Source organism: Adhaeribacter rhizoryzae, assembly GCF_008629685.1.
GTDB lineage: Bacteria > Bacteroidota > Bacteroidia > Cytophagales > Hymenobacteraceae > Adhaeribacter > Adhaeribacter rhizoryzae.
Genome location: NZ_VWSF01000014.1, coordinates 39,737 through 66,207, shown reverse-complemented (window position 1 = coordinate 66,207; position 26,471 = coordinate 39,737). Strand labels below are relative to the sequence as shown.

The window sequence follows — 26,471 nt, the reverse complement described above, 5'->3', positions numbered from 1 at the left end:
CTAAATAATCAATTATTAAATATTCAATTACAGCTATGTTAAGCACACAAAACCCCGATACCCGCTCCTCAGAAGTTACCTATTGGTTTAAAGCGGCCGAAGTAAGTGCTTTCCCCGAAGACGGCGGCGCTTGTGTTAAATACCAGGACCAGCAGATTGCGGTTTTTAACTTTACCCGCCGCAACGAATGGTACGCCTGCCAGAATATGTGCCCCCACAAGCAGCAAATGATTCTGGCCCGCGGCCTCGTAGGCGACCAGTGCGGCGAGCCCAAAGTAGCCTGCCCTTTCCACAAAAAAACCTTCTCGCTTATTACCGGCGAAAACTTGAACGGCGAATGCTACGAGATACAGACGTACCCCGTGAAAGTAGAAGATGGCTTTGTGTACATCGGGATATCAGAATAATATAAACCCAAACCATCGAGATTAAATATTCCATGAAAGCAGTCTCCACTCCTAAAGTAGGCAAAGCCTCCCGTATTAACCTTTTCAGTCTGGCAACGCCGCACATGCGCACGTTTCATGTTACCTGGTTTGCCTTTTTTCTGTGCTTTTTCGGCTGGTTTGGTGTGGCCCCGCTCATGCCCATTATCCGGGAAGAACTGGCGCTAACCAAATCCCAGATTGGCAATATTGTAATTTCGTCGGTCGCCATCACCATTTTTGCCCGCCTGTTAATTGGCTGGCTCTGCGATAAATTTGGTCCTCGTATTACTTACACGTATATATTACTGTTAGGCTCGTTGCCGGTAATGTTTATCGGCCTGAGCAACAGCTACGAATCGTTTTTATTATTCCGGTTGGCCATTGGTGTTATTGGAGCCTCTTTCGTGGTTACCCAGTTTCATACTTCCATGATGTTCGGGCCTAATGTGGTGGGCACCGCCAACGCTACAACCGCCGGTTGGGGCAATATGGGTGGTGGCGTTACCCAAATTATTATGCCGCTTATTTTTGCCGGCTTTGTAGGCTTGGGTTTTGTAGAAGCCAGCGCCTGGCGCTATGCCATGGTGGTGCCTGGTGTAATGTTGTTTTTGATGGGTATTGCCTATTATAAGTTTACCCAGGATACCCCCGAAGGCAACGTCGCCGACCTGAAAAAATCAGATCCAGAATACCGCATGAAAGCCGCCGAAGCCAAAGGCGCTTTCTGGAAGGCCTGCAAAGATATTCGGGTGTGGATGCTGTTCTTAATCTATGGTGCTTGTTTTGGCATCGAAATTACCATCGATAATATTGCCGCCATTTATTACTTCGATAAGTTTAAGCTGAGCCTGGAAACGGCTGGATTAATTGCCGGTTTGTTCGGGATGATGAATATTTTTGCTCGCACCCTGGGGGGGTATTTCGGCGATAAATTTGGTATCCGCTACGGCTTAAGAGGCCGGGTGTTGTTCCTGGCCTTCGCGTTGTTTATGGAAGGTATTGCGCTCCTTTTATTCTCCCAAATGACCGTGCTGTCTATTGCCATAGCTACCATGCTATTCTTTAGCTTGTTCGTGAAAATGTCGGAAGGCGCTACTTACTCCGTGGTTCCTTTTATCAATAAAAAAGCCATTGGTACAGTTTCGGGTATTGTAGGCGCTGGCGGTAACGTTGGTGCGGTGTTAGCCGGATTCCTGTTAAAAGACGAAAGCTTAACCTACAGCGATGCCTTATTTATTATTGGGTGTGTAGTAATAGCCGTTTCTTTTACATCGTTTTTGGTTAAATTTTCCAAAGCCCACGAAGCTGAAGCACAATCTGAAATGGATGCTTCTTTGGGTGATATTCCGGTAACAGAAGGTAAGTTGAAACCGGTTTTAGCAGAGGTGTAAGAAAATTTACCCTTCCGCCCTCCGGGCACCTTCCCTAAAATAGGGAAGAAGTTGCGCCTAACCGAGACGTTGCTACTAAACTTAAATAAAACGCTATCAATATTTTAAGGAATATTTATTAAGACCTGTTAAGAGGGTTGCTACTGGCATACTTCAGCAGTTTGGGCGATGAGGGCCTTTAAGAGTTCCGGTGCCGACGGAGGAGGCATTGCGAGGTACGAGCAAAGGAAGGCTTAACAGCCCGAATGACCAAACGGGGCCTCGCGGCCGGGAGCAAACTTAGGCAGTAACTAACCTTTAGCACATTTACATTGAAAGATGCAATCTTTCAAAAGATATCAGCTACAAAAACAATACTCAGCAAGAATAAAATATTAGCCCTAACCAGCTAAAAAAAGCTTAAGACCAAAATGAAAAAGAGCAAAGAAAAAAGCTTTAAAACCACGTGTTCTTACTGCGGAGTAGGGTGCGGCATCATCGTGCAGCAGGATGCCAAAGGTAAAATCCGGGTAGAAGGTGACCCCGAGCACCCCACCAACAAAGGCATGCTTTGCTCCAAAGGCTTAAACTTGCATTATGTAGCCTCCGATTATTCCGACCGCCTGCTTTACCCAGAAATGCGTTGGGCCAAAAACCAGCCGCGGCAACGGGTAAGTTGGGATACCGCTTTAGACCGGGCCGCTGCCGTTTTCAAATCTATTATTGCCAAGTACGGTCCGGATTCCGTGGGTTTTTATGCTTCCGGCCAGTGCTTAACCGAAGAATATTACGTAGCGAATAAATTGGTAAAAGGCTTTCTGGGTACAAATAATATTGATACCAATTCACGCCTGTGCATGAGCTCGGCGGTAGTAGGTTATAAAATGGCCCTCGGCGAAGATGCCGTACCTACCTGCTACGACGATATTGAACTAGCCGATTGCTTCTTAATTGCTGGTGCTAACCCGGCCTGGTGCCACCCCATCGTATTCCGGCGCATCGAAAAGCACAAAGAAGAAAACCCGGATGTGAAGATTGTGGTGGTAGATCCCCGCCGGACCCAAACCTGTGCCCTGGCCGATTTGCACCTGCAAATTAATCCGGGTACCGATATTGTGTTGTACCATGCCATTGCCCGGCACCTGATAGAAGAAAATTTAATTGACGAAGCCTTCCTGTCGCAGCACACTGATGGGTTCGAAAAGTTTAGAGAGTTTGTGCTGCAGACTTCGCTGGAAGAAGCAGCGGTTATCTGCGATGTTTCCGTAACCGATATCAAGTTGGCGGCTACCTATATCGGCCAGGCCAAAGGTTTTATTTCTATGTGGGCCATGGGCCTGAACCAGAGTGTAATTGGCGTTGATAAAAATTTAGCATTATTAAATTTATCCCTTATTACCGGGCAAATTGGCAAACCAGGGTCTGGTCCTTTTTCCCTGACTGGCCAGCCCAACGCCATGGGTGGACGCGAAGTAGGGGGCATGGCCAACCTGCTTTCGGCCCACCGCGATTTAGCCAATCCGGTACATCGGCAGGAAGTAGCCGATTACTGGGGCGTACCGAGCGTACCGGCGCAACCCGGCCTGACGGCTACCCAGCTATTCGAAGGCCTGCGCGATGACAAAGTAAAAGCCGTTTGGATTATTTGTACCAACCCGTTGGTGAGTTTGCCGGATGCCGCGATGGTAGAAGCAGCCCTAAAGAAAGCCCGGTTTGTGGTGGTGCAGGATATTTCGGGCCGCTCCGATACCCTGCAATACGCTGATTTGGTATTGCCAGCGGCTGGCTGGCTCGAAAAAGAAGGCACTATGACTAATTCGGAGCGTCGCATCAGCTACCTGAATGCCGTATTGCCGCCACCCGGCGAAGCTTTGCCGGATGTGGAAATATTATGCCGCTTCGCCCAAAAAATGCAGTTCACAGGCTTTGATTACGAAAGAGTAAGCGAAATTTACGAAGAGCACGCCGGCTTAACCAAAGGTACTAATATTGATGTTAGCGGCTTAAACTATGCTGATTTAATAGAAAAACAGACCATTCAGTGGCCGGTACCGGTAAGCGGCAATGCCGGTACGCCTCGGTTGTTCCAGGATAAAAAGTTTTATACGCCTAACCAGCGGGCTCAAATTCATACGCCGGCCAGCGTGGTTAACCAGTCGGAACCGTTAACCGGCGAGTTCCCATTGGTGCTCACCACCGGTCGTATCCGCGACCAGTGGCACACCATGACCAAAACCGGCAAGGTTAACAAACTGAACCAGCACCTGAGCAAACCTTTCATTCAAATAAACCCCATTGATGCGGCCTTGCGCGGCATTAACGACGGCGATACGGTGGAAATTTGCAGTGCCCGCGGCAAGGTGTGTGTAAATGCGGTATTAACCACTGATATTAAAACCGGCGTAGTTTTCCTGCCGATGCATTGGGGCAAAATATTAAACCGCGATTTCGGCCGCACGAATAACCTCACGAACAACTTAGTAGATCCCAAATCCAAAGAACCGGATTTTAAATTTTCGGCGGTACAGGTGCAGAAGTACGAAAAGCATTTTGAGAAAATAGTAGTTATTGGGGCAGGGGCGGCGGCCTACCGCTTAATTAATACTTACCGGGAGAAGAACCGACGGGATGAAATTCATGTGTTTTCCCAGGAAGAATATCCGTTTTACAACCGGGTATTGCTGCCGGAATATTTAAATGGTCACCTGGATTGGCAACAACTTGAAAAATTTAAAGCCGGCGAATTAGCCAAACTGGATGTGCATTTGCACCAGGCTACCGGTATTGCGGCCATTAACCGCGAAGACAAAACCGTTACGGATACCAAAGGCCAGGTACATTCTTACGATAAACTAATTATTGCCACCGGCAGCCGGGCCTTTGTACCCAAAGATGTGCCGATGAATTTGCCAGGCATTTTTACCATGCGTAACCGCGGCGATGCTGACCGCCTCAAGACTTTCCTGAATTACAAAGGCCACGTGGTAATTGTAGGCGGAGGTTTGCTGGGCCTGGAGTTGGCGGCTTCGCTGCGCGAAATAGATATCAACGTTACCATTGTTCAATTAAGCTCCCGCCTGATGGAGCGCCAACTCGACCAGATTTCCGGCGATTTACTTCGAGAGTATGTGGAAGAATTGGGCATTCAGGTTTACTTCAACGACCAGGTACAAACCATCTTCCCGAACAAAAACGAACCTGGGCTGGTGGTAAATTTAAAAAGCGGTAAAAACATAACCTGTAATGCGGCGGTTTATGCCATTGGTACCCGTCCGAATATGGAATTAGCCCTGGAGGCGAAGCTTCAGTGCGGCCGGGGCGTAGTGGTAAACGATTATTTACAAACCAGCGACCCCGATATTTTTGCCATGGGCGAGGTAGCCGAGTTTAACGGGGTAGTAAACGGTATTACGATGGCCGCCGAAGCGCAGGCCGACGTAGCCGCCCGCTTCCTGACCGGCGACCAGAGCAGTTATTATACCGGTTCTATCTTCATGAATATTCTAAAACTATCAGGTCAGGATTTATGCTCCTTAGGTATGGTAGAAGCGCCGGATAATAACCCGGATTACGAAGAAGTAATTTTCACCGACAAAGCAAAACGCTACTATAAAAAGTGTATTATTCACCAGGACCGCTTGGTAGGTGCTATTTTAATGGGGGATAAAAGCGAGTTTGCCGAGTTTAAAACGCTCATCGAAAACAAGCTGGAGCTATCGGAAAAACGGATGGAATTGCTTCGCTCGGGTAAAGCAGCCGCCCCGGTGTTGGGTAAACTGGTTTGCTCCTGCAACAACGTAGGCGAAGGCAACCTTACCAATATGATAAAAGGCGGCTGCACCGAGTTCCGGCAACTCTGCCAGCAATCCGGCGCCGGAATGGGCTGCGGCAGTTGCAAACCCGAAGTAAAAAATATTCTGGAAAAGCTGAAAGAAGTGGATGCAATGGTGGTGTGAAATTTACCACCCCTAGCCCCTCCTAAAATAGGCGGGGAACTGCGGCTAACTAAAAGCTACATTCCATCCAGAGCATTAGCCGCAACTCCTTCCCTAATTTAGAGAAGGTGCCCGGAGGGCGGAAGGGTAAAAACTTAGATAGTTACAGGCCAGAAAATACGAAGCAAAGCACTGTCGCGAGCGTCTCGCTCGTGACGGTTTTCATCCGGCCTCTGGCCGCTAGTAATTTTAAATGAATTTTATCGGCCAGAGGCCGAAGAATAAAAAGACACGAGGCGGAGCCTCGCGCCAGCAATGACTAGCATGGCGTAAATACAATAATTAAAAGGTAAGGTTAAAACGGTATGGAGAAGAATGATTTAATCCGGGTATTTGCCAGAGGCGGCGTAGTCTCACCGGGCGATATGAAAAAAATTCTGGAAACGGCCGAAGACTTTGGCAATGAAAATATTCATTTCGGGTCCCGCCAGGATATATTATTCCCGGTAAATATCCGCAGTAAAACGATTCTGGACCATACCTTTCAGGCTATCCGGACCGAGTACGACTTCGACGGAAATAATTACCAAAATATTGTGAGCTCATACGTGGCCGCCGATATGCTGCCCAATACCAGTTGGCTGCATTCCGATACTTATCTTTATATCCTCGACGATTTTGAGCAGTACCGGAGCAAGCTGAAGATAAATATTGCCGATCCGCGCCAAACATTAGTACCGTTGTTTACCGGCAATCTTAATTTTGTTGCTTCTAAACAGGATAATTATTGGTACCTCTATTTGAGTCTGCCCGAACTGGGCGAGGAACTGGTGCTTTGGCCGGCCCTGGTTTTTACCTTTGATGTGGTCCGGACGGTGAAAGCCTTGGAAGCGGTTTATTTGGCTCATCCCGATTTGCCCGTTAACGAATTATTCTCCCAAACCAACGCCCGCATGAAGGCTAATAACCGGCCGCTAGACGGTGGTTTAGAGCTTTCCAAAACGCCGTTCCCGTCTTACGAGGGCATGAACAAAATGGCCGGTGATAAATATTGGTTGGGGCTTTACTGGCGCAACAACTGCTACACCATTAAATTTTTAAAAGCGCTGTGCGATTTGTGCGTCGAAACAAATATTGGTAAAATCAGCCTTACTACCTGGAAGTCATTTATTATAAAAGGTATTGCGGAGAAAGATAAAATTAAGTACGAAAAGCTGCTGGGGAAATACGGTATAAACATGCGGCACTCATCCCTGGAGCTCAACTGGCACTTACCGGTCCTCGACGAAGAAGCCTTGCAATTAAAGCGTTACCTGGTCCGGACTTTTGACCAAAACGATATTAGTACCGAAGGCTTAACTTTTGCCGTTAAAACCGTGCCGATGGTATTATTTACGGCAGTTGTTATCGAGAAAAACCCGGTTTCGCAGTACGCCAATAAATACGATTTATTGGATACTTACAACGTGCTGTATTGCCAGGACTTTAACCCGAATAAACGGAAATATAAAACGTTTGCGAAGGATGTGCTGAAGGAAGATTTAGCGCCTTTGCTAATGGAACTGAGTTGTTTGTATTACGAGCAGCTAAACTACGAGCCCGAAGTAAAAGTAAATAAACCAATAGTTGAAAGTAAACCGCAGCCAAACCTGCACCAATGTCCGGATTGCCTTACCGTTTACGACCCGGCTTTCGGCGATGGCAATATTCTGCCAGGCGTACCTTTCCTGGATTTACCAGCCGATTATACCTGTCCGCTTTGCGATGCTCCTAAAAGTGCGTTTAAGCTAATGCCGACCCATGAAAGCGAAGTAGCTGCTTAAAGTTACAATTGGTGAAAGTAATCTTAGCCAAACTTATTATTTGCAAATAATATTAATAACGGGCTAGAATTAGGCTTTTTCCAGCCGAAATAAAATTTGTAGGTTTGGCTTCCGTTTCCAAGATATGATAACCGTTACTGAAGCCGTCCGCTTAATTGGCGAAAATACTCTAACCTTACCCATAACCGAAGTTACGTTAACAGCGGCTAATGGATCAGTTTTAAGAGAGCCGATTTCGGCCGATCGCGATTTCCCGCCATTTCACCGGGTAAGCATGGATGGCATAGCCATTCGGTTTGCCAATTTTCAGGCCGGTGAAGATACTTTCCGGATTGAAGGTGTGCAACTGGCCGGCGCGCCGCCCCAAACGTTGCATCAAAATGATGGTTGCCTGGAAGTAATGACCGGTGCCATATTACCCGGTAATACCGATACTGTTATTCGGTATGAAGATTTAAAAATATTTGACCGGAATGGCATCCGGTACGCGCATATTTTTGCCGCACCAAAAGGCCGGATGCAGAATGTTCACCAACGCGGTTCCGACCGCCAGGCAGCTGATTTATTAATTCCGGCAGGTACTTTATTGTCGCCCGCTGAAATTGCTGTTATTGCTACTGTGGGTAAAACCACCGTACAGGTTAGTCAGCCGCTCCGCGTAGCCATTATTTCAACCGGCGATGAACTGGTTGAAGTAACAGAAATGCCGCTGCCACACCAAATCCGGCAATCGAACAGCTACCTGTTGCAGGCCGCTTTGCAGGAGCAGGGTGTAAAGGCCCAGCGTTTCCACCTCCGCGACGACAAAGCCGCTTTATTAACGGAGTTGAAAGATTTGCTGTCCCGCTTCGATGCGTTAATATTAAGTGGTGGCGTTTCGAAAGGCAAAGCAGATTTTATTCCGGAAGTTTTAGCCGAATTAGGCGTACAGAAGCTGTTTCACGAGGTGGCGCAACGCCCCGGTAAGCCTTTCTGGTTTGGCCGTGTGGCCAACGGGCCGGTAGTATTTGCGTTGCCGGGCAACCCGGTTTCTACGTTTGTTTGTTTTTATAAATACGTCCGGCCGTGGGTACGGGCTAGTTTGAGCGCGCCGGCCGCCTTAGTACCCAAAGCCATTTTGCAGGAAGAAACAGTTTTTCGGCCCGATTTAACTTATTTTTTACCGGTGAAAGTTGCCATTGGTACCAGCGGCATGCTTACGGCTAAACCGGTCCATATTGGTGGCTCCGGTGATTTTGCCGCACTACTTTCGGCCGATGGTTTCCTGGAATTACCGCAAAAACAAAGTACTTTTTCGGTGGGCGAGGTTTATGCTTTTTATGGTTTTCGTAGTTAGAAATAAAGTTTTTAATGAATACAGTCCAAATCCTTTTCTACCAATATTTTTAAACCTTTGTCGGTACCATTGGGGAGTTTGACTTCAAAACCATTGTGTTCGGAGTTTGCCCAATCTTTTGCAATGGCTGCCGGAACACTAATGGTAATATTATTTTCAGAAAAGGAAGCGGTTACCTCTGTATTTTCATAAGATTTAATCAGCAAATAATTTAAAGTTTCTTTCTGGGTAGGGCCAAATACAACAGACTCTTCCAGGTGGCCAATTTCCCGGAATTTTGCCACTTCGGTTTCCGAAACCCGCACCCGCAGGCTGTTACCCTGAATTCTTAATTTCATAATATTAATTTAAAAAGTAAGATTAGGCTTACCACTGGGTAAAAGCAGTAAACGGTTAAGCTAATTTACTAAAATATTATGCAACATTTTACTATTTAAAAGTATAGTCAACAGCCAGCGGCAACACAAATTACTTTAGAAGCTTTTCTTTCCTTAAGTTGAATCCTAAACTTTAATTAAAATTAGTACTTTAAAGAATAACTACTTAAAATATTCGGAAGGAAAGAACACCTTAAATTAAATGCAGGAATGGCCTCAAATAAAAAGAATATTAACCAGCTAGGAAGAAGAAAATTTATAACTGCATTAGGCAATACCGTTGGGGCTTCGGGGCTAATAACTACACCAATAGTAACAATGGCTAATAATTTATTCCGGCAAAACCAAACCTTTACGGTGCGGCAAATAATAGCGTTATTTTTGAAAGAAGTGCCCGGTGCACCCTTCAATACTACCGTAGATACTTTAGAATCTGGTAGTTTAGACACTAAAGTTACTGGTATTGTAACTACGATGTTCGCAACCTTGGAGGTTATCCGGAAAGCCATTGATTTAGGTGCTAACTTTATAATTGCGCACGAGCCTACCTTTTATAATCACCAGGACGATACGGCCTGGCTGGAGCAGGATGATGTTTACCGGTATAAAGCCGATTTGCTGAAAAAACATAATATTGCCGTTTGGCGCAACCACGATTATATTCATAGCCACAAGCCGGACGGTGTACAGACCGGTTTAGTAGCCGCTTTGGGTTGGCAGAAATATTACAATCCGGAAATCCGTAACCGTTTTGTTATACCGGCTATATCTTTAAAAACAATAATCTCACTCACAAAAGAAAAATTAGGTATCCAGATGGTTCGGTATATAGGCGATCTATCGCAAAATTGCGAACGTATATTACTTTTGCCTGGTGCTTCCGGCGGCAAAAGACATATTGAAGAAATAATTAAGGAGAAGCCCGATGTGATTATGGTAGGGGAGGCGCAGGAATGGGAAACAGTAGAGTACGTGCGCGATGCCCGGGCTAAAGGTAATAAGCTGTCGCTGGTTTTATTGGGCCATGCCGTAAGCGAGGAACCCGGCGCAGAGTGGCTGGTAGCCTGGTTAAAACCCAAAGTGCCCGGCCTTAAAATAACCCATGTGCCATCCCGTAATCCGCTAAGTTTTATCTAATAGATACCTAAATTTTTGTCCCCTTTAAAGGAGGACTTCGAATATTTTGCAAAAAAATTGTTTATCAAGCTTTTTACCTGACGTGAACGAACAAGAAAAAACATTTTCGCATTTAGATGCCGGCGGTAACCCGGCTATGGTAGATGTAAGCGCCAAAGCCGAAACCAAGCGTACGGCCCAGGCCCAGAGCATTGTGGTGCTGGGCGAAGAAATTATGCAACATTTAACCAACGGCGATATTCAAACCAAAAAAGGACCGGTATTTCAGACGGCCATTATAGCCGGCACCATGGGTGCCAAAAAAACTTCCGACCTGATTCCGTTGTGCCATCCGCTGGGGCTGGAAAGCTGCAAATTTAATATTCAGGTAAACGAAGCCAACGAAGTAGTAATTGATTGCACCGCCAGCATAACCGGAAAAACCGGCGTAGAAATGGAAGCCTTAACCGGTGCCACCGTAGCGGCGCTAACTATTTACGACATGTGCAAAGCTTTTTCGCACGACATCGTTATAAAAGAAACAAAACTTATGACCAAAACCGGCGGCAAAAATGACTTCGAACGAAAATAAAGCACCGCATCAGAAACATACACAATTGGCCCGGGCCGCCATTGGGCACTTTGGCCGGGTTGAACTGGCTATTTTGGGTACGCCTTGCGGCAACATAAAAAAGCTGGCATTTGCCATTTCCGAAAATCTGGGTAATAAGCTAAAAATAGCTTATGTAGATGCCGATCATAAAAATGCGGATGCCGAAGCAGCTAATGGCCCGGATTTAAATGCTGCTTTAGGAAATGGAGCGACATTAGAATATACCGATAAAATTACGTTTCAGCGGTTCGATAATAAAATTGGCTGGAATGCGTACGAACAGAAAGCATTATTCCGGCAGGCCGATTTAGTGTTGGTAAACGGCAACCATTTTCCCGCACAAGCGCAGATTATTGTTATTGATCCGGCTAAACCCCTCGAAAAAAAGCTGGATAAACTCACTCGGGTAAAGCTAATATTATTACAGGAAGGTGTAACGGAAGTACCAGATTTTATTCAAAATCATGTAGTAAATTTTCCGGATATTCCGGTTTACCGGTTAACCGATATAGAGAATATTACTGGCTTTGTAGAGCATTATTACCAGGAAAATATACCGCCGCTGCATGGTTTGGTGCTGGCCGGCGGCAAAAGTACCCGGATGCAAAGAGATAAAGGCTCGCTGCAATACCACGGCGCAGACCAGCGTACCCACGTACATCAGTTGATAAGTAACTATTGCCCAGAAGTTTATGTATCGTGCAATGCGGCGCAAGTAACCGAAGTAGCCGGTAAATTACCTTATCTGCAGGACCAATTCTTAAACCTGGGACCAAAAGGTGGTATTTTAACGGCGCTGCAATCTAACCCCAATGCAGCCTGGCTAACTGTAGCCTGCGATTTGCCATTTTTAACTACTGACACTTTAGAATATTTAGTGCAGCACCGCGATTCTACCAAAATGGCTACCGCTTTTTACGATTCAGACGGAAAGTTTCCGGAGCCTTTGCTCACTATTTGGGAGCCGCGTAGCTACCCGCAACTCTTACAGTTTTTAAGTTTAGGATATTCCTGTCCGCGTAAGGCCCTCATTAATTCTGATGTGAAATTATTGACGATTCCGAATGTGCGGGATTTACGTAATGTAAACGATCCGGTGGCTTACGAGCAGACTTTGCAGGAATTAGAAAGAAGAGGAGAGTAGAAATGTTTTATGGATGTGCGGCTACCCACACATCGCCATCTTCAAATTTTTCTTTTTTCCAGATAGGTACAACTTGCTTGAGGGTATCAATAATAAATTCGCAGGCTTCGAAAGACGCTTTGCGATGGGGGGTAGAAACGGCAATTACCACAGCGGCTTCACCAATTTGTAAGGCTCCTTTGCGGTGCACGATAGCTACTTTCTGGATGGGCCAGCGGGCTGTAGCCTGATCAGCAATCTCCTGCATTTTCTTTACGGCCATAGAATCGTAAGCCTCAAAATCTAACTGAATAACCGGTTTGGCCTGCGTCTGGTTACGAACAGTACCAATAAATACATTAATCGCCCCGGCGCCGTCGGCTTGTACGGCATCAATAACAGCCTGCGTGTTAATTGGTTCTTCAGTTATGGCAATCATTTTTTAGTATCAGGTAGTTAGTATTAGGTATCAGGATTTTAACTTTTATTTTGATGATAATGGACTGCTGCTATCGTACATTTTAATGTGTTTAAGTAGACGTTAGGGACGGGTATTTTTTAAGCTGTTTAGTATCATTCTGCTGAATAATAAGAATAAAAATTTTAATACTAAAAGGTCGAAAGCAATTATAAAAGAATGCTCTTCTATTCCTGTTCCACTACAGATTGATTCATAAAGTGCGAAAGGAATAAAATTAAACGGGCTTGGTGGGATTAATATTAAGTAACCAATCGGAACTACAACTATTAATGGAAGTACTATAGCCAAAGCTAAGTTTTTGACATTCATTTCTGCTATATCTATCAAACTAAATTCATTTCTGATTTAAAATAGAACCATCGCAATAAAAATCAGTGTTAAAAGTAGTTTACTAGTATTGTAGTTTACTAAAGGTAGAAATATATTATCAGGTATCATCAAGCATTTAATATCCAAATGATTCAAATACATATAATCCAGATACTTGATACCTGCTACCTGCTACAATATTTACCCACCACAAACCGGCGGAATTAAGGCAATTTCGTCGTGCGCTGATAAAGTTTGCTCTGGCGTAGCGTAGTCATCGTTCACCGCAATCATTAGTGAGGTGAGCTTTTGCAGAGCGGGGTAATCGGCTTTTAAGCTGCTTAGTAACTGATTTACATCAGCTTTTTCGCTTAACTGATAATTCAGTTTAGAAGCCCCAATTATTTCTTTTGTTATGCCAAATAAAGCTATTTTGACTTGCATATCTAATAAAACCTGGATAATGATACAATTTATCTAATTTTAAGTTAACTTGTGCTATATAAATGTAAGAAGCCTGAACTTAAGTTCCACACCGGGAGTTTTGGGAAGAGATGCAAATGCAAAACATGATAGTTGATAATCACGGTCGGGTTTTAGATTACGTGCGCTTGGCGGTAACCGATCGATGCAATTTGCGCTGTTTTTATTGTATGCCCGAAGAAGGCATAGATTATCTGCCCAAAAAGCAATTACTTACTTACGAAGAAATGGAGCGCATGCTGCAGGTTTTGGCCGGCATGGGTATTCGCAAAGTGCGTATTACGGGCGGTGAGCCTTTCCTTCGGAAAGATTTGCTTGCTTTTCTGTGGCGCATCAAAGCCATTCCGGGCATTGAAGAAATTCATATTACCACCAATGGCGTACTCACCGCTCCACTGATACCAGAATTGAAAAAGCTTGGTATAAAATCGGTTAATTTAAGCCTGGATAGCCTGGACCGGGAGCGTTTCTTTAAAATTACCCGCCGCGACGAATTGGACCGGGTAATGGCTACTTTCTACGCTTTACTGCAACACGACATTCCGGTTAAAATTAATGCGGTAGTAATGGAAGGCCAGAATACCGAAGATATTATTCCGCTAGCCCAACTCACCGAAAAATATCCGGTGTCGGTAAGGTTTATTGAAGAAATGCCTTTTAATGGCGGCGCCAATAATCATCCTAGCCTTACCTGGAACTATCTCCGGATTCTGGATGAACTACAGGAAATATACCCCGGCATTACCAAAGCAGCCAATGCGCCTAATGCTACCGCCGAACACTTCTCTATTCCGGGACATGTGGGTAATATTGGTATTATTGCTGCTTATACCCGAACCTTTTGTGGTACCTGCAACCGCATCCGGGTAACCGCCCAGGGCGGCCTTAAAACTTGCCTCTACGGCGACGATGTATTAAATATTCGGGATTTATTGCGGGCCGATACTTCTGATGATAGCTTAAAAGCTGCTTTTTTACAAGCCTTTGGCAATCGGGCCAAAGATGGTTTCGAAGCTGAAGACCACCGCCGGTTTTTATTACCGGTATTTCAATCTATGTCTACGATTGGTGGTTAATTAATACTATAAAAGCTTATCCTGCCTTACCAATAGGTAGCAAAAATCAGGCACACTTTCGGTGAGTAAAGTTAAGCTGCTCTTTTGTTTAAAGGCAGGTGCCAGCTAGTTTTGCGGTTAAGGAATATTTATCCAAATCGTATAAATATTCTTTCCTAGCCGCACTATAATAATAGCTTTTGAACAAACCTCACAGGTCTTTAAGACCTGTGAGGTTTTAAACTATGGCAGCTTTTTAGGGCGTAAATATTTATTAGAAGCCAGCCGGCGCATAACCTTCTACAAAAATCGCTTCTCCGGTTTTGGTACTTTCAACAGCGGTAAGGTAAGCTTGGGCGGTTTCGGCGGCATTGGGCCACGGCGCTGGGTCCATGCCTAAAGCGGCGGCTGTTTCGGCTACCCACGGCGGATGCACAATTAAAATCCGGCAGCCTTGGGTTAAATCCAAGGCGGCTGCTTTGGTAAATCCTTCTAAACCAGCATTTACCATTGCAATCATAGCTGTTTGCGGCGCAGGATTGTAAGCCAGGAAACCCCCGGTAATAACAGCCACGCCGTTCGGGCGCAACCTGGATAAGCCTTTCCGGACCATGTTAATCTGGCCTAAAAGTTTGCTGTTTACACTTAACTGAATTTGATCGTCGGTTAGTTTATCTACCGGTACAAAGGCCGCTTCACCCGCAACACTTACAATGGCATCTACTTCGCCAATTTGTTCATAAAACTGCTCAATGGTAACCGGATCGGTAATATTTACGGATGGGTTGGTAGAACGCGAGGCCGCAATTACTTCGTGCCCTTTACTTTGCAGCAGCTCCAAAACGGCTTTGCCAATAGTGCCGGTAGCACCTAAAACAACTATTTTCATGCTATAATATTTATATGTAAGAGAATATTCTGAACTAAGTTAGCAAGCATTAAACCTTTACATTAGTTTAGCGCTAAGGCCCAAATTATTAATTAAGAGTGGTAATTAAAACGTGGTTTAAAATTTTTTTAAGAAAATTTACTTAAACTGTTAGGAGATAGTTGCCTGGTGTACCAACGGTATAAAAAGGAAGTAAGTTAGCCATTATGCCATATTTTAGGCATGGTCAGCAATTAATTTTACCGGGTTTAAATTAATATTTTTAAGTTCGCATACCATTCCGGATTGAATATTTTTTAACGCATGCAGGCACAAAATTTTGATGTTATAATAGTGGGAGCCGGACCGGCCGGAGCAGCTTGTGCCATTAAATTAGCCCATAGTGGTTTAGCCGTGGCGCTACTCGATAAAGCCGTTTTCCCCCGCGATAAGACCTGTGGCGATGCCTTAAGCATAGATGTGGTGAACCAGTTAGCGATGCTCTCGGATAAATTGGCGGTAGAATTTAATTCCTTAGTTGCAAAAGTACCTTCCTACGGAGTAAAAATATTCTCGCCTAATCATCAGCATGTAGATATTCCGTTCGTTTATAAAAAACAGGAAAGTTGTGGTTATATCTGTCAGCGCCTCGATTTTGACAATTTGCTTTTTCAGCATTTGAAAGAATACCAAAATATTCAGGTTTTCGAGAATTGTGCAGTAGAAAAAGTGGAGCAGCAAACCGGGGGAATATTGGCTCAAACCAGTTTGGGCGATTTTACCGGAAAGATAATAATTGGAGCCGATGGTGCCCATTCCGTGGTATCAAAAAATTTGGGGCCGATTAAAGTAGAAAAGAAACACTACAGTGCCGGGCTGCGGGTTTACTACGAGGGCGTAACTTCTTTTCACGACGATAATTATATTGAGCTTCATTTCTTTAAAGATATTTTGCCGGGCTATTTGTGGGTTTTTCCGCTGCCCGATAATAAGGCCAATGTGGGCATTGGGGTATTGTCGTCGGTTGTATCGGAGAAGAAACTAAACCTGAAAGCATCTTTGCAAAAATTGCTGGAAACTACGCCTAATCTGAAAGAAAGATTTAAAGATGCCCGGCCTTTAGAAACCATAAAAGGTTATGGCTTGCCATTAGGTTCTAAGCCCCGGAATATTTCGGGAGAACGATTTTTATTGACCGGCGATGCGGCTTCGTTAATAGATCCTTTCTCGGGCGAAGGAATAGGCAATGCGATTAGAAGCGGACGGGTAGCGGCCGAACATATTCTGAAGTGCTTTGAGCAGCAAAATTTCTCTGCCCAGTTTAACCTGGCCTACGACAAAGAAATTTACCGGCGTATGTGGAAAGAATTAAAGGTGAGCCACAGTTTACAAAAATTGTGTCGTTATCCGTGGCTTTTCAATTTTGTGGTTAAAAAAGGGAATCAAAGTAAATATTTAAAACAGTTTCTGGTAGAAGCGCTCGCCAACGTAGAAATTAAGCGATTGCTAACGAAGCCGGCTTTTTATTACCGTATGCTGTTTAAATAAAAACAAGCAATCAAGCGGCGCTATTTTCACTTACCGAACTACAATAAAAAAGCGGATGAATAATTTCACCCGCTTTTTTTATTTCTAAATAATATTTCGGTTTATAAAATATTGCTCAGTAAACCAGGAGCAATGCCTAGCACAAAGGTAAGTACGGTCATGAATATTAAAGCGAAAGTAGCTACACTACCTACTGGCACACGGTCGCCGCTTGGCTCGCGCATGTACATGGCAATAATTACCCGGAAATAATAATAGAAACCAACCGCTGCCATTAAAATGGCTACAATAATCAGCCATAATAATTCTTGTTCTAAAGCCGCGCTAAAAATAAATAGTTTGCCAAAGAAACCGCCGGTTAACGGAATACCCGCCAGCGAGCACATCGAAATGGTCATGACCGCTGCCAGCAAAGGATTCGTGCGGCCCAAACCGTTAAAGGCGTTGTATGAAACATCGTCGCGCTGATCGGCTACTAGTTTAAGAATACCGAGAGCGGCAACCGTAGAAACTGAGTAAGCCAGCGAGTAGAAGAAAATAGCGTTTTCGGAGCGATCGTTGAAAGAAAGCAAGGCAATCATTAAATAACCGGCGTGCGAAATGCTGGAATAAGCCATCATCCGCTTAAAGCTGTTTTGTGCTACCGCGCCAATATTGCCAATAGCCAAGGTAACTACGGCCATGGCAATAAGCGTTGGGAACCAAATATTCTGTGCACCGGCAAAAGAAACCGACATTAACTTGTAAAATCCGGCAAAACCAGCGGCTTTCACTACCGTCGACATAAAAGCCATGAAGAAAGTAGGCGTACCTTCGTAAACGTCCGGCGTCCAGAAGTGAAACGGGGCGGCCGAAACTTTAAAGGAAATACCAATTAGGGTAAACAACAAGCCCATGCCCAGGAGCGGTGAGGTTAATTCGTTGTTGCTTTGGGCCGTTGCCGCTGAACTGATTTCAGAAATATAGAAAGTACCGGTAGCGCCGTAAATGAGCACAATCCCGAAAAGCAAAATGCCGGTGGCAAACGAGCCCATCAGGAAATATTTAAGTCCGGCTTCGTTCGATTTCAGGTTTTTCTTGTCGCTGCCCGCCAGTATGTACATACTAATGGATAATATTTCGATACCCACAAAAAGCATCAGCAGGTTTTCGTAAGCTACCATCATAATAGCGCCTACCAGCGAAAACAAGAGCAAAGAATAGTATTCGGCTAAACTATCGTTTTGCTGATCGATGTAGCTTTGCGAGAATGGCAGCACCAGAATAGTGGTTAAAACTACCACGGCGGTAAAGGCTATCGCGAAGTTATCAATCGTCAGCATCCGCTCGAAGTACGTTTGGGTATCGTTCCAGCCGGTTAGGTTTACCACGAAAACAATAGCCAGGAATAACAGCACCAGCGGCATAATTATTTTTTTGGATTTGCTGAACCCAATGAACAAGTTCAGAATACCAAAAGAAGTAAGTAAAATAATTGAATTCATATTTTAGCGGTTAGCTATTAGTGATTAGCTGTTAGTAATTAGTATTATTTAATAATTAAAACCAGCTTTCCTCTTTAATCTAAAATCTAATATCTAGTATCTAAAGTTTATCTGTTAATAATGCCTAATAAATGACCAACCGCTGGTTCGGTCAGGCTTAAGAAGGTGTTCGGGTGTAAACCAATCCAGAAAACCATTACTACCAGCGGAACTAAAACAGCGGTTTCTAAACCGGTTAAATCCCGGAAATTTGCGGTATTGGCATTTTGCTCCCCGAACATTACGCCCTGGAACATACGCAACATATAAACTGCCCCCAGAATAATGGTGGTACCGGCTATAGCGCCCATCCAGTTATTATATTGAAATACCCCGGACAGCAATAAAAATTCGCCCACAAACCCGTTGGTGAGCGGCAAGGCCACGGTACCTAATAATAATATCATAAAGAAAATCGAAAGCGCCGGGGTAGTTTGGGTAATACCGCCCAGGTTTTTAATGTCGCGGGTGTTGGTGCGGCGGTAAATAATATCGATGATAAAGAATAAACCAACTACGTTAACGCCGTGGCTCAGCATCTGAATAATGCCACCCTGCAGGCCGTGTTCGGTTAAGGTAAAAATACCGGCAGCAATCAGGCCCACGTGACCGATAGAAGAATAAGCTACTAAGCGTTTCAGGTCGCGTTGACGTATAGCAATAATAGAACCGTACACAATACCGATTATAGAAAGAACCAGCACCAAACCGTCCCATTGACTTACGCCCTGCGGCACAATAGGCAATAACCAACGGATTACGCCGTAAATACCCATTTTCAGCATAATACCGGATAGCAGCATTGTCGCCTGGGTAGGCGATTCGGTGTAAGTATCGGGTTGCCAGGTGTGGAAGGGGAAAACCGGCATTTTAATGGCGAAAGCAATAAACAAAAACCAGAATATCCAGCTTTGCTGCGTAGTATCTAAGCTTAACTGGTAAAAGGCATTAATATCGGAAGTATGCGTGCCGGGTGTTTGGAAATACAGGTAAACAAACCCCACCAGCATAAACAACGAACCAAAAATGGTATATATAAAGAACTTAAAGGTAATGGGAATCCGGCGCTCGCCACCCCAAACGGCTGAGATAAAATAAATTGGAATAAGGGCTACCTCCCAGAAGAAATAGAACAGGAACGCATCAAACGCAGTGAAAACGCCAATTAAGCCCATTTGCATAAACAGGATTAAAGCGTAAAATACATTCGGGTTTTTGTAGGAGTGCGGGAAAGACGATAAAATAATTAAAGGCACCAGGAAGGTAGTCAGGAAAACCAGTAACAAACTGATGCCGTCCATACCAATGGCAAAATTAATCCCGAAGTTCTCGATCCAGGGCTGAAAATATTGGAACTGCACCTGCGCATTGGGCTGGTACTGCAGCATGGCATATAAAGCAATAATAAATTCTACTACGGCTGCTCCAAATGCCGCCCGCTTGGCGTTCTGGCCTTTTATGAACAGAACCAGTACACCAGCCAGGGCCGGCCAGAAGAGTAATAAGGCTGTAATCATGTTGGGGTTAACTTATCTTATAATAAAGTTCAGGAACAGAATAAGGGCAATGCTGAGCACCATGGCAAAAAGATAAAAGCCAATGGCGCCGGTTTGCAGGAAGCGCAGGTTCCGGCCGCCCAGAATAACCCCTTTGCCGAAGCCATTCACTATCGGGTCTACCAACCCTTTCTCTACAAAGCGGTACAAGCCCGTAGAAAGCCACATTAATGGCCGCACAATTAGGGCATTATAAATTTCGTCGATATAATATTTATTGTAAACCAGTTTGTGCAGCGGCGAAAGCTCGGTTCTTTCATCGGCCGGAACTGATTTTTTACTCACGTAAATTACATAAGCCAGAATAATAGCAACTACCGCTACAGCTACCGAAATAGCCATCAGCATATATTCCGTGGCATGGTCCAAATGAGCCGCTTCAAAGGCCGATGGCACTGCCTGACGGGCATACCCGAATATAGGGCTTAGGAAGTTAGATAAGATATGGTTTTCGCTGAATACCGCCGGCAACCCCATAAATCCACCAACGGTAGAAAGAATAGCCAGGATAATCAGCGGAATGGTCATGCTGGCCGGCGATTCGTGCAGGTGATGCCGTTGCTTATCGGTACCCCGGAAGGTGCCAAAGAAAGTCAGGAACAGCAAACGGAACATGTAAAAGGCCGTCATGAAAGATGTTAACAGACCAAAGGCCCACATGATTTTGCTATGCTCGTATACCTGCGCCAATAATTCGTCTTTGGAGAAGAAACCGGCAAACGGCGGAATACCCGAAATAGCCAGCGTACCAATTAAGAAAGTAATAAACGTAACGGGCAAATATTTGCGAAGGCCACCCATGCTGCGGATATCCTGCTCGCCGCTCATGGCGTGAATAACGCTACCCGCGCCTAAGAATAATAAAGCCTTAAAGAAAGCGTGCGTCAGCACGTGGAACATAGAAGAGGTATAAGCCATTACGCCCAGCGCCAAAAACATATAACCCAACTGGCTTACCGTAGAATAGGCCAGTACTTTTTTAATGTCGTTCTGAAATAAGCCAATAGTAGCGGCAAAAACCGCGGTGGCTAAACCAATAATGGCTATAAAATCCAGTGTAGCAGGCGCGAGGGTATATAATACGTTGGAGCGGATAACCATGTAAATACCGGCGGTAACCATGGTAGCCGCGTGTATCAGGGCCGAAACCGGGGTAGGACCGGCCATTGCATCGGGTAGCCAGGTATATAAAGGCAACTGGGCACTTTTACCCATCGCCCCTACAAATAATAACATGGTAATGGCGACGATAACCGGTTGGTTTACGTCGTGTAACTGTCCGGCCTGCTGGAAAATATCGGCAAAAGTAACACTGCCGAAGGTGATAAATAACAGGAAGATGCCTAACAGGAAACCTAAGTCACCGATGCGGTTAACAATAAAAGCTTTTTTAGCGGCATTATTATACGGCGTAACTTTGTTCCAGAAACCAATAAGCAGGTAAGAGCACAAACCAACACCCTCCCAACCAATAAACATCATTACGTAGTTAGAACCCAGCACGAGCAGTAGCATCGAGAAAATAAACAGGTTCAGGAAAGCAAAGAACTTGCCAAAGCCGGCATCGTGGCTCATGTAGCCCGCCGAATAAACGTGAATGACAAACCCCACACCCGTTACCAACAGCAACATAATCAGCGATAATTGGTCGATCATGAAGGAGAACGGAATCCGGAGGCTGCCTACATTAATCCAATCGAAAAGATCTACCACGTAAGGACGGCCATCGAACTGGAAAAACAGGATAAGCGAAATTATAAAAGCGGCCAGTACGCTGCCGCAGCCAATTAAGCTAATCAGGCTTTTGGGTAATACACGGTTGCCTAAGCCGTTGATCAGAAATCCGAGTAAAGGTAAAAGCGGGATAAGTAAGCAGAACAATGCCATGTCGGAATTAGTGGCGGGTAAGAGGTCTGTTTGCATGCTTTAGTTTTGTTGTTCGTTATTCATTGTTCGTCTTTTGCGAACGAGAAATATTTTATTAAAAAAATCTTGATACCAATGTCTCGCTACCAATGGCTAATTATTACCACTTCAGGTTGCTCAGAATATTAATATCCGTAGAGCGTAAGTTGCGGTAAATCATAACAATAATGGCCAGCCCCACGCACACTTCGGCAGCTGCTACGGCCATGATAAAAAATACAAAAACCTGTCCGTTGGCATCGGAGCGATACGCCGAGAAAGCCGTTAATAATAAATTTACGGCATTCAGCATCAGCTCAATACACATAAAAATTATAATAGCGTTGCGCCGGGTAAGTACGCCGATAATACCAATAACAAATAAGGTGCTGCTGAAAAACAGGTAGTACTGTAAAGGAATGGTTCTGATTACCTCCGGAATTTCGTTCATTTTTAATTAGCTGTAGTAGCTTTTAATATAAAATTGTGTGCTGCAAAAGCGGCGCAAAGTTACCGGCATTTTGCTATTTACCCAATAAATCGGGCTTTTATCTAAATACAAATGGCGGCAATACCGGCCGCCATTTGCATAAATATTTTAAAAGTGACGTTGCTGCGTTTCTTTCTTCCCTAACATTACCGCACCTACCATGGCTACCAAAAACAACACGGATGCCAATTCAAACGGTAATAAATATTTCGTGAACAGCAGGTGGCCCAGGTTTTCAACCAAACCAATTTGCGAATCGAAGTTTTCCGGATCGTAAGAACCTACTTCAGCATCTTTTAAAACGGCAATCATAATAACCAGTAGCAGTCCGCCCGAAATGGCTCCGGCTACTTTGGTCAAGACCGATTTTTTTTGTGCCTGCTCCGTATCCATGTTCAAGTTCAGGAACATAATCACGAACAGGAACAACACCATGATAGCACCCGCATACACAATAATATTTACCGCCGCCACAAACTGGGCATTGAGTAAAATATAGTGCCCCGATAAACTGAAGAAGGTCAGGATTAAGAATAGAACACTATAAACCGGGTTCTTCGAAAACACCACGCCCAGTGCGGCAAACAAGGTTAAAAAGGTCAGGAAATAAAATAAACTACCAGTCATTCGTTTCAATTATGAGTTATGAATTAGAAATTATGAGTTAATGGTTAAGCAATAATTTCTAATTCGCACATTAGCAAATCAGCACCTTAAATAATTAGTACCGGTATTTAATATTATCTTTTGAGTTAGCCTGGTTCAATGGCTCTACCAAACGGTCTTTGCCGTAAATAAACTCGTCGCGCTCAAAACGGGGCGGTACGGTTTTATCGTTCTGCAAAAACACGGCTTCTTTCGGGCAGGCTTCTTCGCACAAGCCGCAGAAGATGCAGCGCAGCATGTTAATTTCGTACGATACCGCGTATTTCTCTTCGCGGTACAAGTGCTCTTCGCCTTTTTTGCGCTCACCCGCTACCATGGTAATGGCTTCGGCCGGACAGGCTACCGCACACAAACCACAGGCCGTACAACGCTCCCGGCCTTGTTCATCGCGGCGCAATACGTGTAAGCCCCGAAATTCCTTGCCAAATTCTCTGGTTTGCTCCGGATATTGGATAGTCGGCTTTTTCTTGAAAAAGTGGCGCATGGTAATAGAAAGTCCGTTGAAAATAGCCGGAAGATACATCTTCTCCGCTACCGTCATGGGTTTCTGTTCCAGTACTTTTTTTCTATTGGTTAACTGCATTTTCTGATTAATATTAAAGTCTCTGGCAGCTTATAAAAATTTAAGAAGCTTTACGGAGAACAATATTCTTAACTAATTTTAATTTAATTCTACTTCGTTCTTACGCCTTCATTCAAGAGTAAGAATCTGGTAAAGTACTTCATCCGCTTATTTAGTTCGTAAAAGCCCCGAAACAGATAAATCTTCATCAATAGATTCCCAATGGATGCCTTTTCCCCGGCCAATAAACCGCCAGTTGTTTCTTTCCTCAGTTGAAGAATCCCTTAATTTAGGAAACCAATCAAGGGGCACACCTAACTCCCGACCATCTACTAACCTAACGTACATTTTAATATCGTCAAACCAAACCGCTACGGCTGATGCTTCTGCTATCTTATCAACTAAAATCTTCATGCCAAGCCTTATTAAATAGTTGTTGATGGTCTAACGTTAATTTCCTTAGTTGATTTATCTCTTTAGCCGAAAATCCATTTGAATACACCAGTTCAACAGGCTCTAACCAAAATTTAGCTTCACAATCACCTTTTTCAACATGAATGTGGGCTGGTTCAGTACCCTCATTGCTATAAAAGAAAAATCTGAATCCAAGTAGTCTTAAAACTGTCGGCATCTGGTTTTACTTTTAAGCCGAAATGGTTATTCCCAATTATTTCGGAGTACTACCAGCCAAAATGCTCGGATAACAAAATAAAGCCGCCAGTTAAAACAATATTAATAATGGCCAATGGAATCAATCCTTTCCAACCCAGGTTTAACAACTGGTCGTAGCGGAAACGCGGTAATGTCCAGCGTACCCACATAAAAAAGAAGATAAATGCAAATATTTTCAGGAAGAAAACCACGGTTCCTAAAATGGTAATAATATTATGCGCAATACGCGGGTCGTTGGAAAGCAACGCTCCAATCTCGTTCTGGAACGGGAAATTAAAACCGCCAAAATACAAGGTGCTCATTACAGCCGATACCACAATAATATTTACGTATTCCGCAAAAAGGTATAAACCCAGTTTCATAGAACCATATTCGGTGTGGTAGCCACCTACCAGTTCCGCTTCCGATTCCGGTAAGTCAAATGGTGTCCGGTTCGTTTCGGCAAAAGCACAGGTTAAAAATATTATAAAGCCCAGGGGCTGGTAAAAAATATTCCAGTTCATGCCCGAAATACCAAACAAAGGTTCGGCTTGCTGCAAGGCTATTTCCCGCAAAGACAAGGTGCCACTCATCATCAAAACCGCTATTAAAGACAAGCCTAAGGCAATTTCGTAGCTAATATTTTGCGAAGCTGCCCGGATAGCACCTAATAAAGAGAATTTATTATTCGAAGCCCAACCCCCAATCATAATACCGTAAACGCCCAGCGAAACCACGCCAAAAATATAGAGCATCCCGATGTTTACCTCAATGCCCTGCAACCGGATTGGCCCGAAATCTTCGAGTACCAACGTATTGCCAAAAGGAACCACGGCGCTGCTCATAAGGGCTGTTAACATAGCCAGCGAAGGGCCGGCAATAAATAACCACTTATTCGCATTGGCCGGTATAAACTCTTCTTTAAAAAACAACTTCACGGCATCAGCTAAAGGCTGGCCTAATCCCCAGAGGCCAACCCGGTTGGGTCCCGGACGATCTTGCAGGAAACCAGCAATCCGGCGCTCGGCCCAGGTGCAGTACGTAGCAATTAGTAAGGTTATACCAAAAATGGCGAGGATAATAAGCGCTTGTATGGCAATTACGGGTATTTCCATCAGGGTTTAAATAGGTCTTGGAATAAGGTGCAATTCTTTGGTGGTACTTTCGGGCAGGTCGGCAATAATTTGCGGATTTACCACGGGCAATTCGTAATGGTTTGCCGAAATGACAGACGCACGGGCAATGTGGCGCGGGCCATCAATAATCCAGTCCGACATTTCTTTTTTCTCGAACCGGCACTCGTTACAGATAAATTCTACCACCTCGCCGTACTCGTTTTTGCGGGCCGTTACGCGTAATACATCGCTGCCCCGGTTCCACAACACTACTTTACCCGAACATTTCGGGCAATCGCGGTGCGCATCAACGGGTTTGGTAAACCATACCCGGTTTTTAAACCGGAAAGTTTTATCGGTTAAAGCGCCTACCGGGCACACATCTATTACATTACCGGAGAAGTCGTTATCAATTACATTTTCGATGTAAGTGCCAATTTCAGCAGCATCGCCGCGGCCTAATACGCCGTGTACCCGTTTGTCGGTAATCTGGTCGGCGGTATACACGCAACGGTAGCACAGAATACAACGGTTCATGTGCAGCTGAATCAGCGGACCAATATCCTGGCGGTCGAAAGTACGGCGCTCTTCTTCATAACGGGTGCCGGAGGTGCCATGCTCATAAGAAAGGTTTTGCAAATCACACTCACCCGCCTGGTCACAAACCGGGCAATCCAGCGGGTGGTTAATTAACAGCATTTCTACTACGCCTTTGCGGGCTTCCAGTACCTGCGGCGATAAGGTGTTTTCTACCACCATGCCATCCTGTACCGGCGTTACGCAAGACGCTACCAGTTTAGGCATTGGGCGCGGGTCTTTTGCCGAGCCTTGGGTTACTTTTACGAGGCACACCCGGCATTTACCGCCGCTGCCTTTTAAAGGCGTATAGTAACACATGGCCGGCGGCACCACTTTACCGCCAATTTTACGCGCAGCATTCAGGATGGTAGTTCCGTCTTCTACCTCTACCTCAATGCCGTCAAAAGTTATTTTAGCCATTTTTATTTAATTATCAGTTGTCAGTCATCGGTTGGTTTTACAACATTAAACTAACATATATTTATTCTTGTATATTTCTTTTTAAAAGGATAATTTATTGTCCCCTTATTTATTATTTAGTGTTAGGTGAGAATCTCAA

General features: G+C 44.6%; 25 protein-coding genes. 10 read left to right on the top strand and 15 right to left on the bottom strand.

The features are described from left to right. Nucleotides 1-35: 35 nt before the first annotated feature. The 5 genes from nirD to F0145_RS16960 all read left to right on the top strand — a co-directional run bounded on the left by nirD (nt 36) and on the right by F0145_RS16960 (nt 8,892). Nucleotides 36-407, top strand: coding sequence for a nitrite reductase small subunit NirD (gene nirD, locus F0145_RS16980; protein WP_150090095.1), 372 nt, complete (start codon nt 36-38; stop codon nt 405-407). A 32-nt stretch (nt 408-439) separates the two neighbouring features. Beyond that, nucleotides 440-1,819 carry a NarK family nitrate/nitrite MFS transporter gene (locus F0145_RS16975; protein WP_190277580.1) on the top strand — a complete coding sequence of 460 codons (1,380 nt, stop codon included), beginning with the start codon at nt 440-442 and terminating at the stop codon, nt 1,817-1,819. A gap of 410 nt (nt 1,820-2,229) precedes the next feature. After that, the gene (locus tag F0145_RS16970; protein ID WP_150090093.1) at nt 2,230-5,754 is read left to right on the top strand and encodes a nitrate reductase; all 3,525 of its coding nucleotides are present in this window, start codon (nt 2,230-2,232) and stop codon (nt 5,752-5,754) included. Nucleotides 5,755-6,098: 344 nt separating this feature from the next. Further along, nucleotides 6,099-7,556: a rubredoxin gene (locus tag F0145_RS16965; RefSeq protein ID WP_150090091.1), complete on the top strand. Its 1,458-nt coding sequence runs from the start codon at nt 6,099-6,101 to the stop codon at nt 7,554-7,556. A gap of 124 nt (nt 7,557-7,680) precedes the next feature. Then, entirely contained in the window at nt 7,681-8,892 is a 1,212-nt protein-coding gene (locus tag F0145_RS16960) for a molybdopterin molybdotransferase MoeA (protein WP_150090089.1), read from the top strand. Nucleotides 8,893-8,903: 11 nt separating this feature from the next. Here F0145_RS16960 and F0145_RS16955 read toward each other — a convergent pair whose 3' ends face one another. After that, nucleotides 8,904-9,230: a DUF7009 family protein gene (locus F0145_RS16955; RefSeq protein ID WP_150090087.1), complete on the bottom strand. Its 327-nt coding sequence runs from the start codon at nt 9,228-9,230 to the stop codon at nt 8,904-8,906. A 357-nt stretch (nt 9,231-9,587) separates the two neighbouring features. Between F0145_RS16955 and F0145_RS16950 the strand changes: the two genes are divergently transcribed. From F0145_RS16950 to F0145_RS16940, 3 genes are all read left to right on the top strand, one after another. Then, a complete protein-coding gene (locus F0145_RS16950) occupies nt 9,588-10,406 on the top strand; it encodes a Nif3-like dinuclear metal center hexameric protein (RefSeq protein WP_223816122.1) in 819 nt (272 codons plus the stop codon). Between the two features lie 136 nt (nt 10,407-10,542). After that, nucleotides 10,543-10,977: a cyclic pyranopterin monophosphate synthase MoaC gene (gene moaC / locus F0145_RS16945; protein WP_262719806.1), complete on the top strand. Its 435-nt coding sequence runs from the start codon at nt 10,543-10,545 to the stop codon at nt 10,975-10,977. Then, nucleotides 10,958-12,142, top strand: coding sequence for an NTP transferase domain-containing protein (locus tag F0145_RS16940; protein WP_150090081.1), 1,185 nt, complete (start codon nt 10,958-10,960; stop codon nt 12,140-12,142). Before moaC ends, F0145_RS16940 begins: the two co-directional genes overlap by 20 nt. Before the next feature lie 7 nt (nt 12,143-12,149). Here the strand turns inward: F0145_RS16940 and F0145_RS16935 are convergent, their stop codons facing one another. The 3 genes from F0145_RS16935 to F0145_RS16925 all read right to left on the bottom strand — a co-directional run bounded on the left by F0145_RS16935 (nt 12,150) and on the right by F0145_RS16925 (nt 13,355). Then, a complete protein-coding gene (locus tag F0145_RS16935) occupies nt 12,150-12,560 on the bottom strand; it encodes a molybdenum cofactor biosynthesis protein MoaE (RefSeq protein ID WP_150090079.1) in 411 nt (136 codons plus the stop codon). A gap of 102 nt (nt 12,561-12,662) precedes the next feature. After that, nucleotides 12,663-12,929, bottom strand: coding sequence for a hypothetical protein (locus tag F0145_RS16930; RefSeq protein WP_150090077.1), 267 nt, complete (start codon nt 12,927-12,929; stop codon nt 12,663-12,665). Between the two features lie 183 nt (nt 12,930-13,112). Further along, nucleotides 13,113-13,355 carry a MoaD/ThiS family protein gene (locus F0145_RS16925; RefSeq protein ID WP_150090075.1) on the bottom strand — a complete coding sequence of 81 codons (243 nt, stop codon included), beginning with the start codon at nt 13,353-13,355 and terminating at the stop codon, nt 13,113-13,115. A gap of 125 nt (nt 13,356-13,480) precedes the next feature. Here F0145_RS16925 and moaA point away from each other — a divergent pair, with 125 nt between their 5' ends. Then, on the top strand, nt 13,481-14,470 hold the full coding sequence (moaA, locus tag F0145_RS16920) for a GTP 3',8-cyclase MoaA (protein ID WP_150090073.1): 990 nt from the start codon (nt 13,481-13,483) through the stop codon (nt 14,468-14,470). 253 nt (nt 14,471-14,723) lie between these two features. On the opposite strand, the gene F0145_RS16915 is transcribed toward moaA, so the two are convergent. Further along, entirely contained in the window at nt 14,724-15,338 is a 615-nt protein-coding gene (locus F0145_RS16915) for a short chain dehydrogenase (protein WP_150090071.1), read from the bottom strand. 303 nt (nt 15,339-15,641) lie between these two features. Between F0145_RS16915 and F0145_RS16910 the strand changes: the two genes are divergently transcribed. Continuing rightward, nucleotides 15,642-16,865 carry an NAD(P)/FAD-dependent oxidoreductase gene (locus F0145_RS16910; RefSeq protein ID WP_150090069.1) on the top strand — a complete coding sequence of 408 codons (1,224 nt, stop codon included), beginning with the start codon at nt 15,642-15,644 and terminating at the stop codon, nt 16,863-16,865. Between the two features lie 101 nt (nt 16,866-16,966). Here F0145_RS16910 and F0145_RS16905 read toward each other — a convergent pair whose 3' ends face one another. From F0145_RS16905 to F0145_RS16860, 10 genes are all read right to left on the bottom strand, one after another. After that, on the bottom strand, nt 16,967-18,349 hold the full coding sequence (locus tag F0145_RS16905) for an NADH-quinone oxidoreductase subunit N (protein ID WP_150090067.1): 1,383 nt from the start codon (nt 18,347-18,349) through the stop codon (nt 16,967-16,969). A gap of 107 nt (nt 18,350-18,456) precedes the next feature. Next, nucleotides 18,457-19,905: a complex I subunit 4 family protein gene (locus F0145_RS16900; RefSeq protein WP_150090065.1), complete on the bottom strand. Its 1,449-nt coding sequence runs from the start codon at nt 19,903-19,905 to the stop codon at nt 18,457-18,459. A gap of 12 nt (nt 19,906-19,917) precedes the next feature. Further along, nucleotides 19,918-21,867 carry an NADH-quinone oxidoreductase subunit L gene (gene nuoL, locus F0145_RS16895; protein WP_150090063.1) on the bottom strand — a complete coding sequence of 650 codons (1,950 nt, stop codon included), beginning with the start codon at nt 21,865-21,867 and terminating at the stop codon, nt 19,918-19,920. Nucleotides 21,868-21,970: 103 nt separating this feature from the next. Beyond that, nucleotides 21,971-22,300, bottom strand: coding sequence for an NADH-quinone oxidoreductase subunit NuoK (nuoK, locus tag F0145_RS16890; protein ID WP_146894657.1), 330 nt, complete (start codon nt 22,298-22,300; stop codon nt 21,971-21,973). A 147-nt stretch (nt 22,301-22,447) separates the two neighbouring features. Beyond that, on the bottom strand, nt 22,448-22,966 hold the full coding sequence (locus tag F0145_RS16885) for an NADH-quinone oxidoreductase subunit J family protein (protein WP_146894656.1): 519 nt from the start codon (nt 22,964-22,966) through the stop codon (nt 22,448-22,450). Between the two features lie 94 nt (nt 22,967-23,060). Beyond that, nucleotides 23,061-23,588 carry a NuoI/complex I 23 kDa subunit family protein gene (locus F0145_RS16880; protein ID WP_146894655.1) on the bottom strand — a complete coding sequence of 176 codons (528 nt, stop codon included), beginning with the start codon at nt 23,586-23,588 and terminating at the stop codon, nt 23,061-23,063. A 147-nt stretch (nt 23,589-23,735) separates the two neighbouring features. Continuing rightward, nucleotides 23,736-23,981 (bottom strand): DUF2442 domain-containing protein, encoded by a 246-nt coding sequence (locus F0145_RS16875; RefSeq protein WP_150090061.1) that lies wholly within the window; start codon nt 23,979-23,981, stop codon nt 23,736-23,738. Continuing rightward, nucleotides 23,965-24,198, bottom strand: coding sequence for a DUF4160 domain-containing protein (locus F0145_RS16870; protein ID WP_150090059.1), 234 nt, complete (start codon nt 24,196-24,198; stop codon nt 23,965-23,967). Before F0145_RS16870 ends, F0145_RS16875 begins: the two co-directional genes overlap by 17 nt. 49 nt (nt 24,199-24,247) lie before the next feature. Beyond that, nucleotides 24,248-25,333 carry an NADH-quinone oxidoreductase subunit NuoH gene (gene nuoH, locus F0145_RS16865; protein ID WP_150090057.1) on the bottom strand — a complete coding sequence of 362 codons (1,086 nt, stop codon included), beginning with the start codon at nt 25,331-25,333 and terminating at the stop codon, nt 24,248-24,250. Nucleotides 25,334-25,339: 6 nt separating this feature from the next. After that, nucleotides 25,340-26,332, bottom strand: coding sequence for a 2Fe-2S iron-sulfur cluster-binding protein (locus F0145_RS16860; protein ID WP_150090055.1), 993 nt, complete (start codon nt 26,330-26,332; stop codon nt 25,340-25,342). Nucleotides 26,333-26,471: the final 139 nt, after the last annotated feature.

What these genes read in the sequence shown, in the direction of transcription:
- nirD (WP_150090095.1), top strand. Translation starts at nt 36, where the DNA reads ATGTTAAGCACACAAAACCCCGATACCCGCTCCTCAGAAGTTACCTAT.
- F0145_RS16975 (WP_190277580.1), top strand. Translation starts at nt 440, where the DNA reads ATGAAAGCAGTCTCCACTCCTAAAGTAGGCAAAGCCTCCCGTATTAAC.
- F0145_RS16970 (WP_150090093.1), top strand. Translation starts at nt 2,230, where the DNA reads ATGAAAAAGAGCAAAGAAAAAAGCTTTAAAACCACGTGTTCTTACTGC.
- F0145_RS16965 (WP_150090091.1), top strand. Translation starts at nt 6,099, where the DNA reads ATGGAGAAGAATGATTTAATCCGGGTATTTGCCAGAGGCGGCGTAGTC.
- F0145_RS16960 (WP_150090089.1), top strand. Translation starts at nt 7,681, where the DNA reads ATGATAACCGTTACTGAAGCCGTCCGCTTAATTGGCGAAAATACTCTA.
- F0145_RS16955 (WP_150090087.1), bottom strand. Translation starts at nt 9,230, where the DNA reads ATGAAATTAAGAATTCAGGGTAACAGCCTGCGGGTGCGGGTTTCGGAA.
- F0145_RS16950 (WP_223816122.1), top strand. Translation starts at nt 9,588, where the DNA reads ATGGCTAATAATTTATTCCGGCAAAACCAAACCTTTACGGTGCGGCAA.
- moaC (WP_262719806.1), top strand. Translation starts at nt 10,543, where the DNA reads ATGGTAGATGTAAGCGCCAAAGCCGAAACCAAGCGTACGGCCCAGGCC.
- F0145_RS16940 (WP_150090081.1), top strand. Translation starts at nt 10,958, where the DNA reads ATGACTTCGAACGAAAATAAAGCACCGCATCAGAAACATACACAATTG.
- F0145_RS16935 (WP_150090079.1), bottom strand. Translation starts at nt 12,560, where the DNA reads ATGATTGCCATAACTGAAGAACCAATTAACACGCAGGCTGTTATTGAT.
- F0145_RS16925 (WP_150090075.1), bottom strand. Translation starts at nt 13,355, where the DNA reads ATGCAAGTCAAAATAGCTTTATTTGGCATAACAAAAGAAATAATTGGG.
- moaA (WP_150090073.1), top strand. Translation starts at nt 13,481, where the DNA reads ATGATAGTTGATAATCACGGTCGGGTTTTAGATTACGTGCGCTTGGCG.
- F0145_RS16915 (WP_150090071.1), bottom strand. Translation starts at nt 15,338, where the DNA reads ATGAAAATAGTTGTTTTAGGTGCTACCGGCACTATTGGCAAAGCCGTT.
- F0145_RS16910 (WP_150090069.1), top strand. Translation starts at nt 15,642, where the DNA reads ATGCAGGCACAAAATTTTGATGTTATAATAGTGGGAGCCGGACCGGCC.
- F0145_RS16905 (WP_150090067.1), bottom strand. Translation starts at nt 18,349, where the DNA reads ATGAATTCAATTATTTTACTTACTTCTTTTGGTATTCTGAACTTGTTC.
- F0145_RS16900 (WP_150090065.1), bottom strand. Translation starts at nt 19,905, where the DNA reads ATGATTACAGCCTTATTACTCTTCTGGCCGGCCCTGGCTGGTGTACTG.
- nuoL (WP_150090063.1), bottom strand. Translation starts at nt 21,867, where the DNA reads ATGCAAACAGACCTCTTACCCGCCACTAATTCCGACATGGCATTGTTC.
- nuoK (WP_146894657.1), bottom strand. Translation starts at nt 22,300, where the DNA reads ATGAACGAAATTCCGGAGGTAATCAGAACCATTCCTTTACAGTACTAC.
- F0145_RS16885 (WP_146894656.1), bottom strand. Translation starts at nt 22,966, where the DNA reads ATGACTGGTAGTTTATTTTATTTCCTGACCTTTTTAACCTTGTTTGCC.
- F0145_RS16880 (WP_146894655.1), bottom strand. Translation starts at nt 23,588, where the DNA reads ATGCAGTTAACCAATAGAAAAAAAGTACTGGAACAGAAACCCATGACG.
- F0145_RS16875 (WP_150090061.1), bottom strand. Translation starts at nt 23,981, where the DNA reads ATGAAGATTTTAGTTGATAAGATAGCAGAAGCATCAGCCGTAGCGGTT.
- F0145_RS16870 (WP_150090059.1), bottom strand. Translation starts at nt 24,198, where the DNA reads ATGCCGACAGTTTTAAGACTACTTGGATTCAGATTTTTCTTTTATAGC.
- nuoH (WP_150090057.1), bottom strand. Translation starts at nt 25,333, where the DNA reads ATGGAAATACCCGTAATTGCCATACAAGCGCTTATTATCCTCGCCATT.
- F0145_RS16860 (WP_150090055.1), bottom strand. Translation starts at nt 26,332, where the DNA reads ATGGCTAAAATAACTTTTGACGGCATTGAGGTAGAGGTAGAAGACGGA.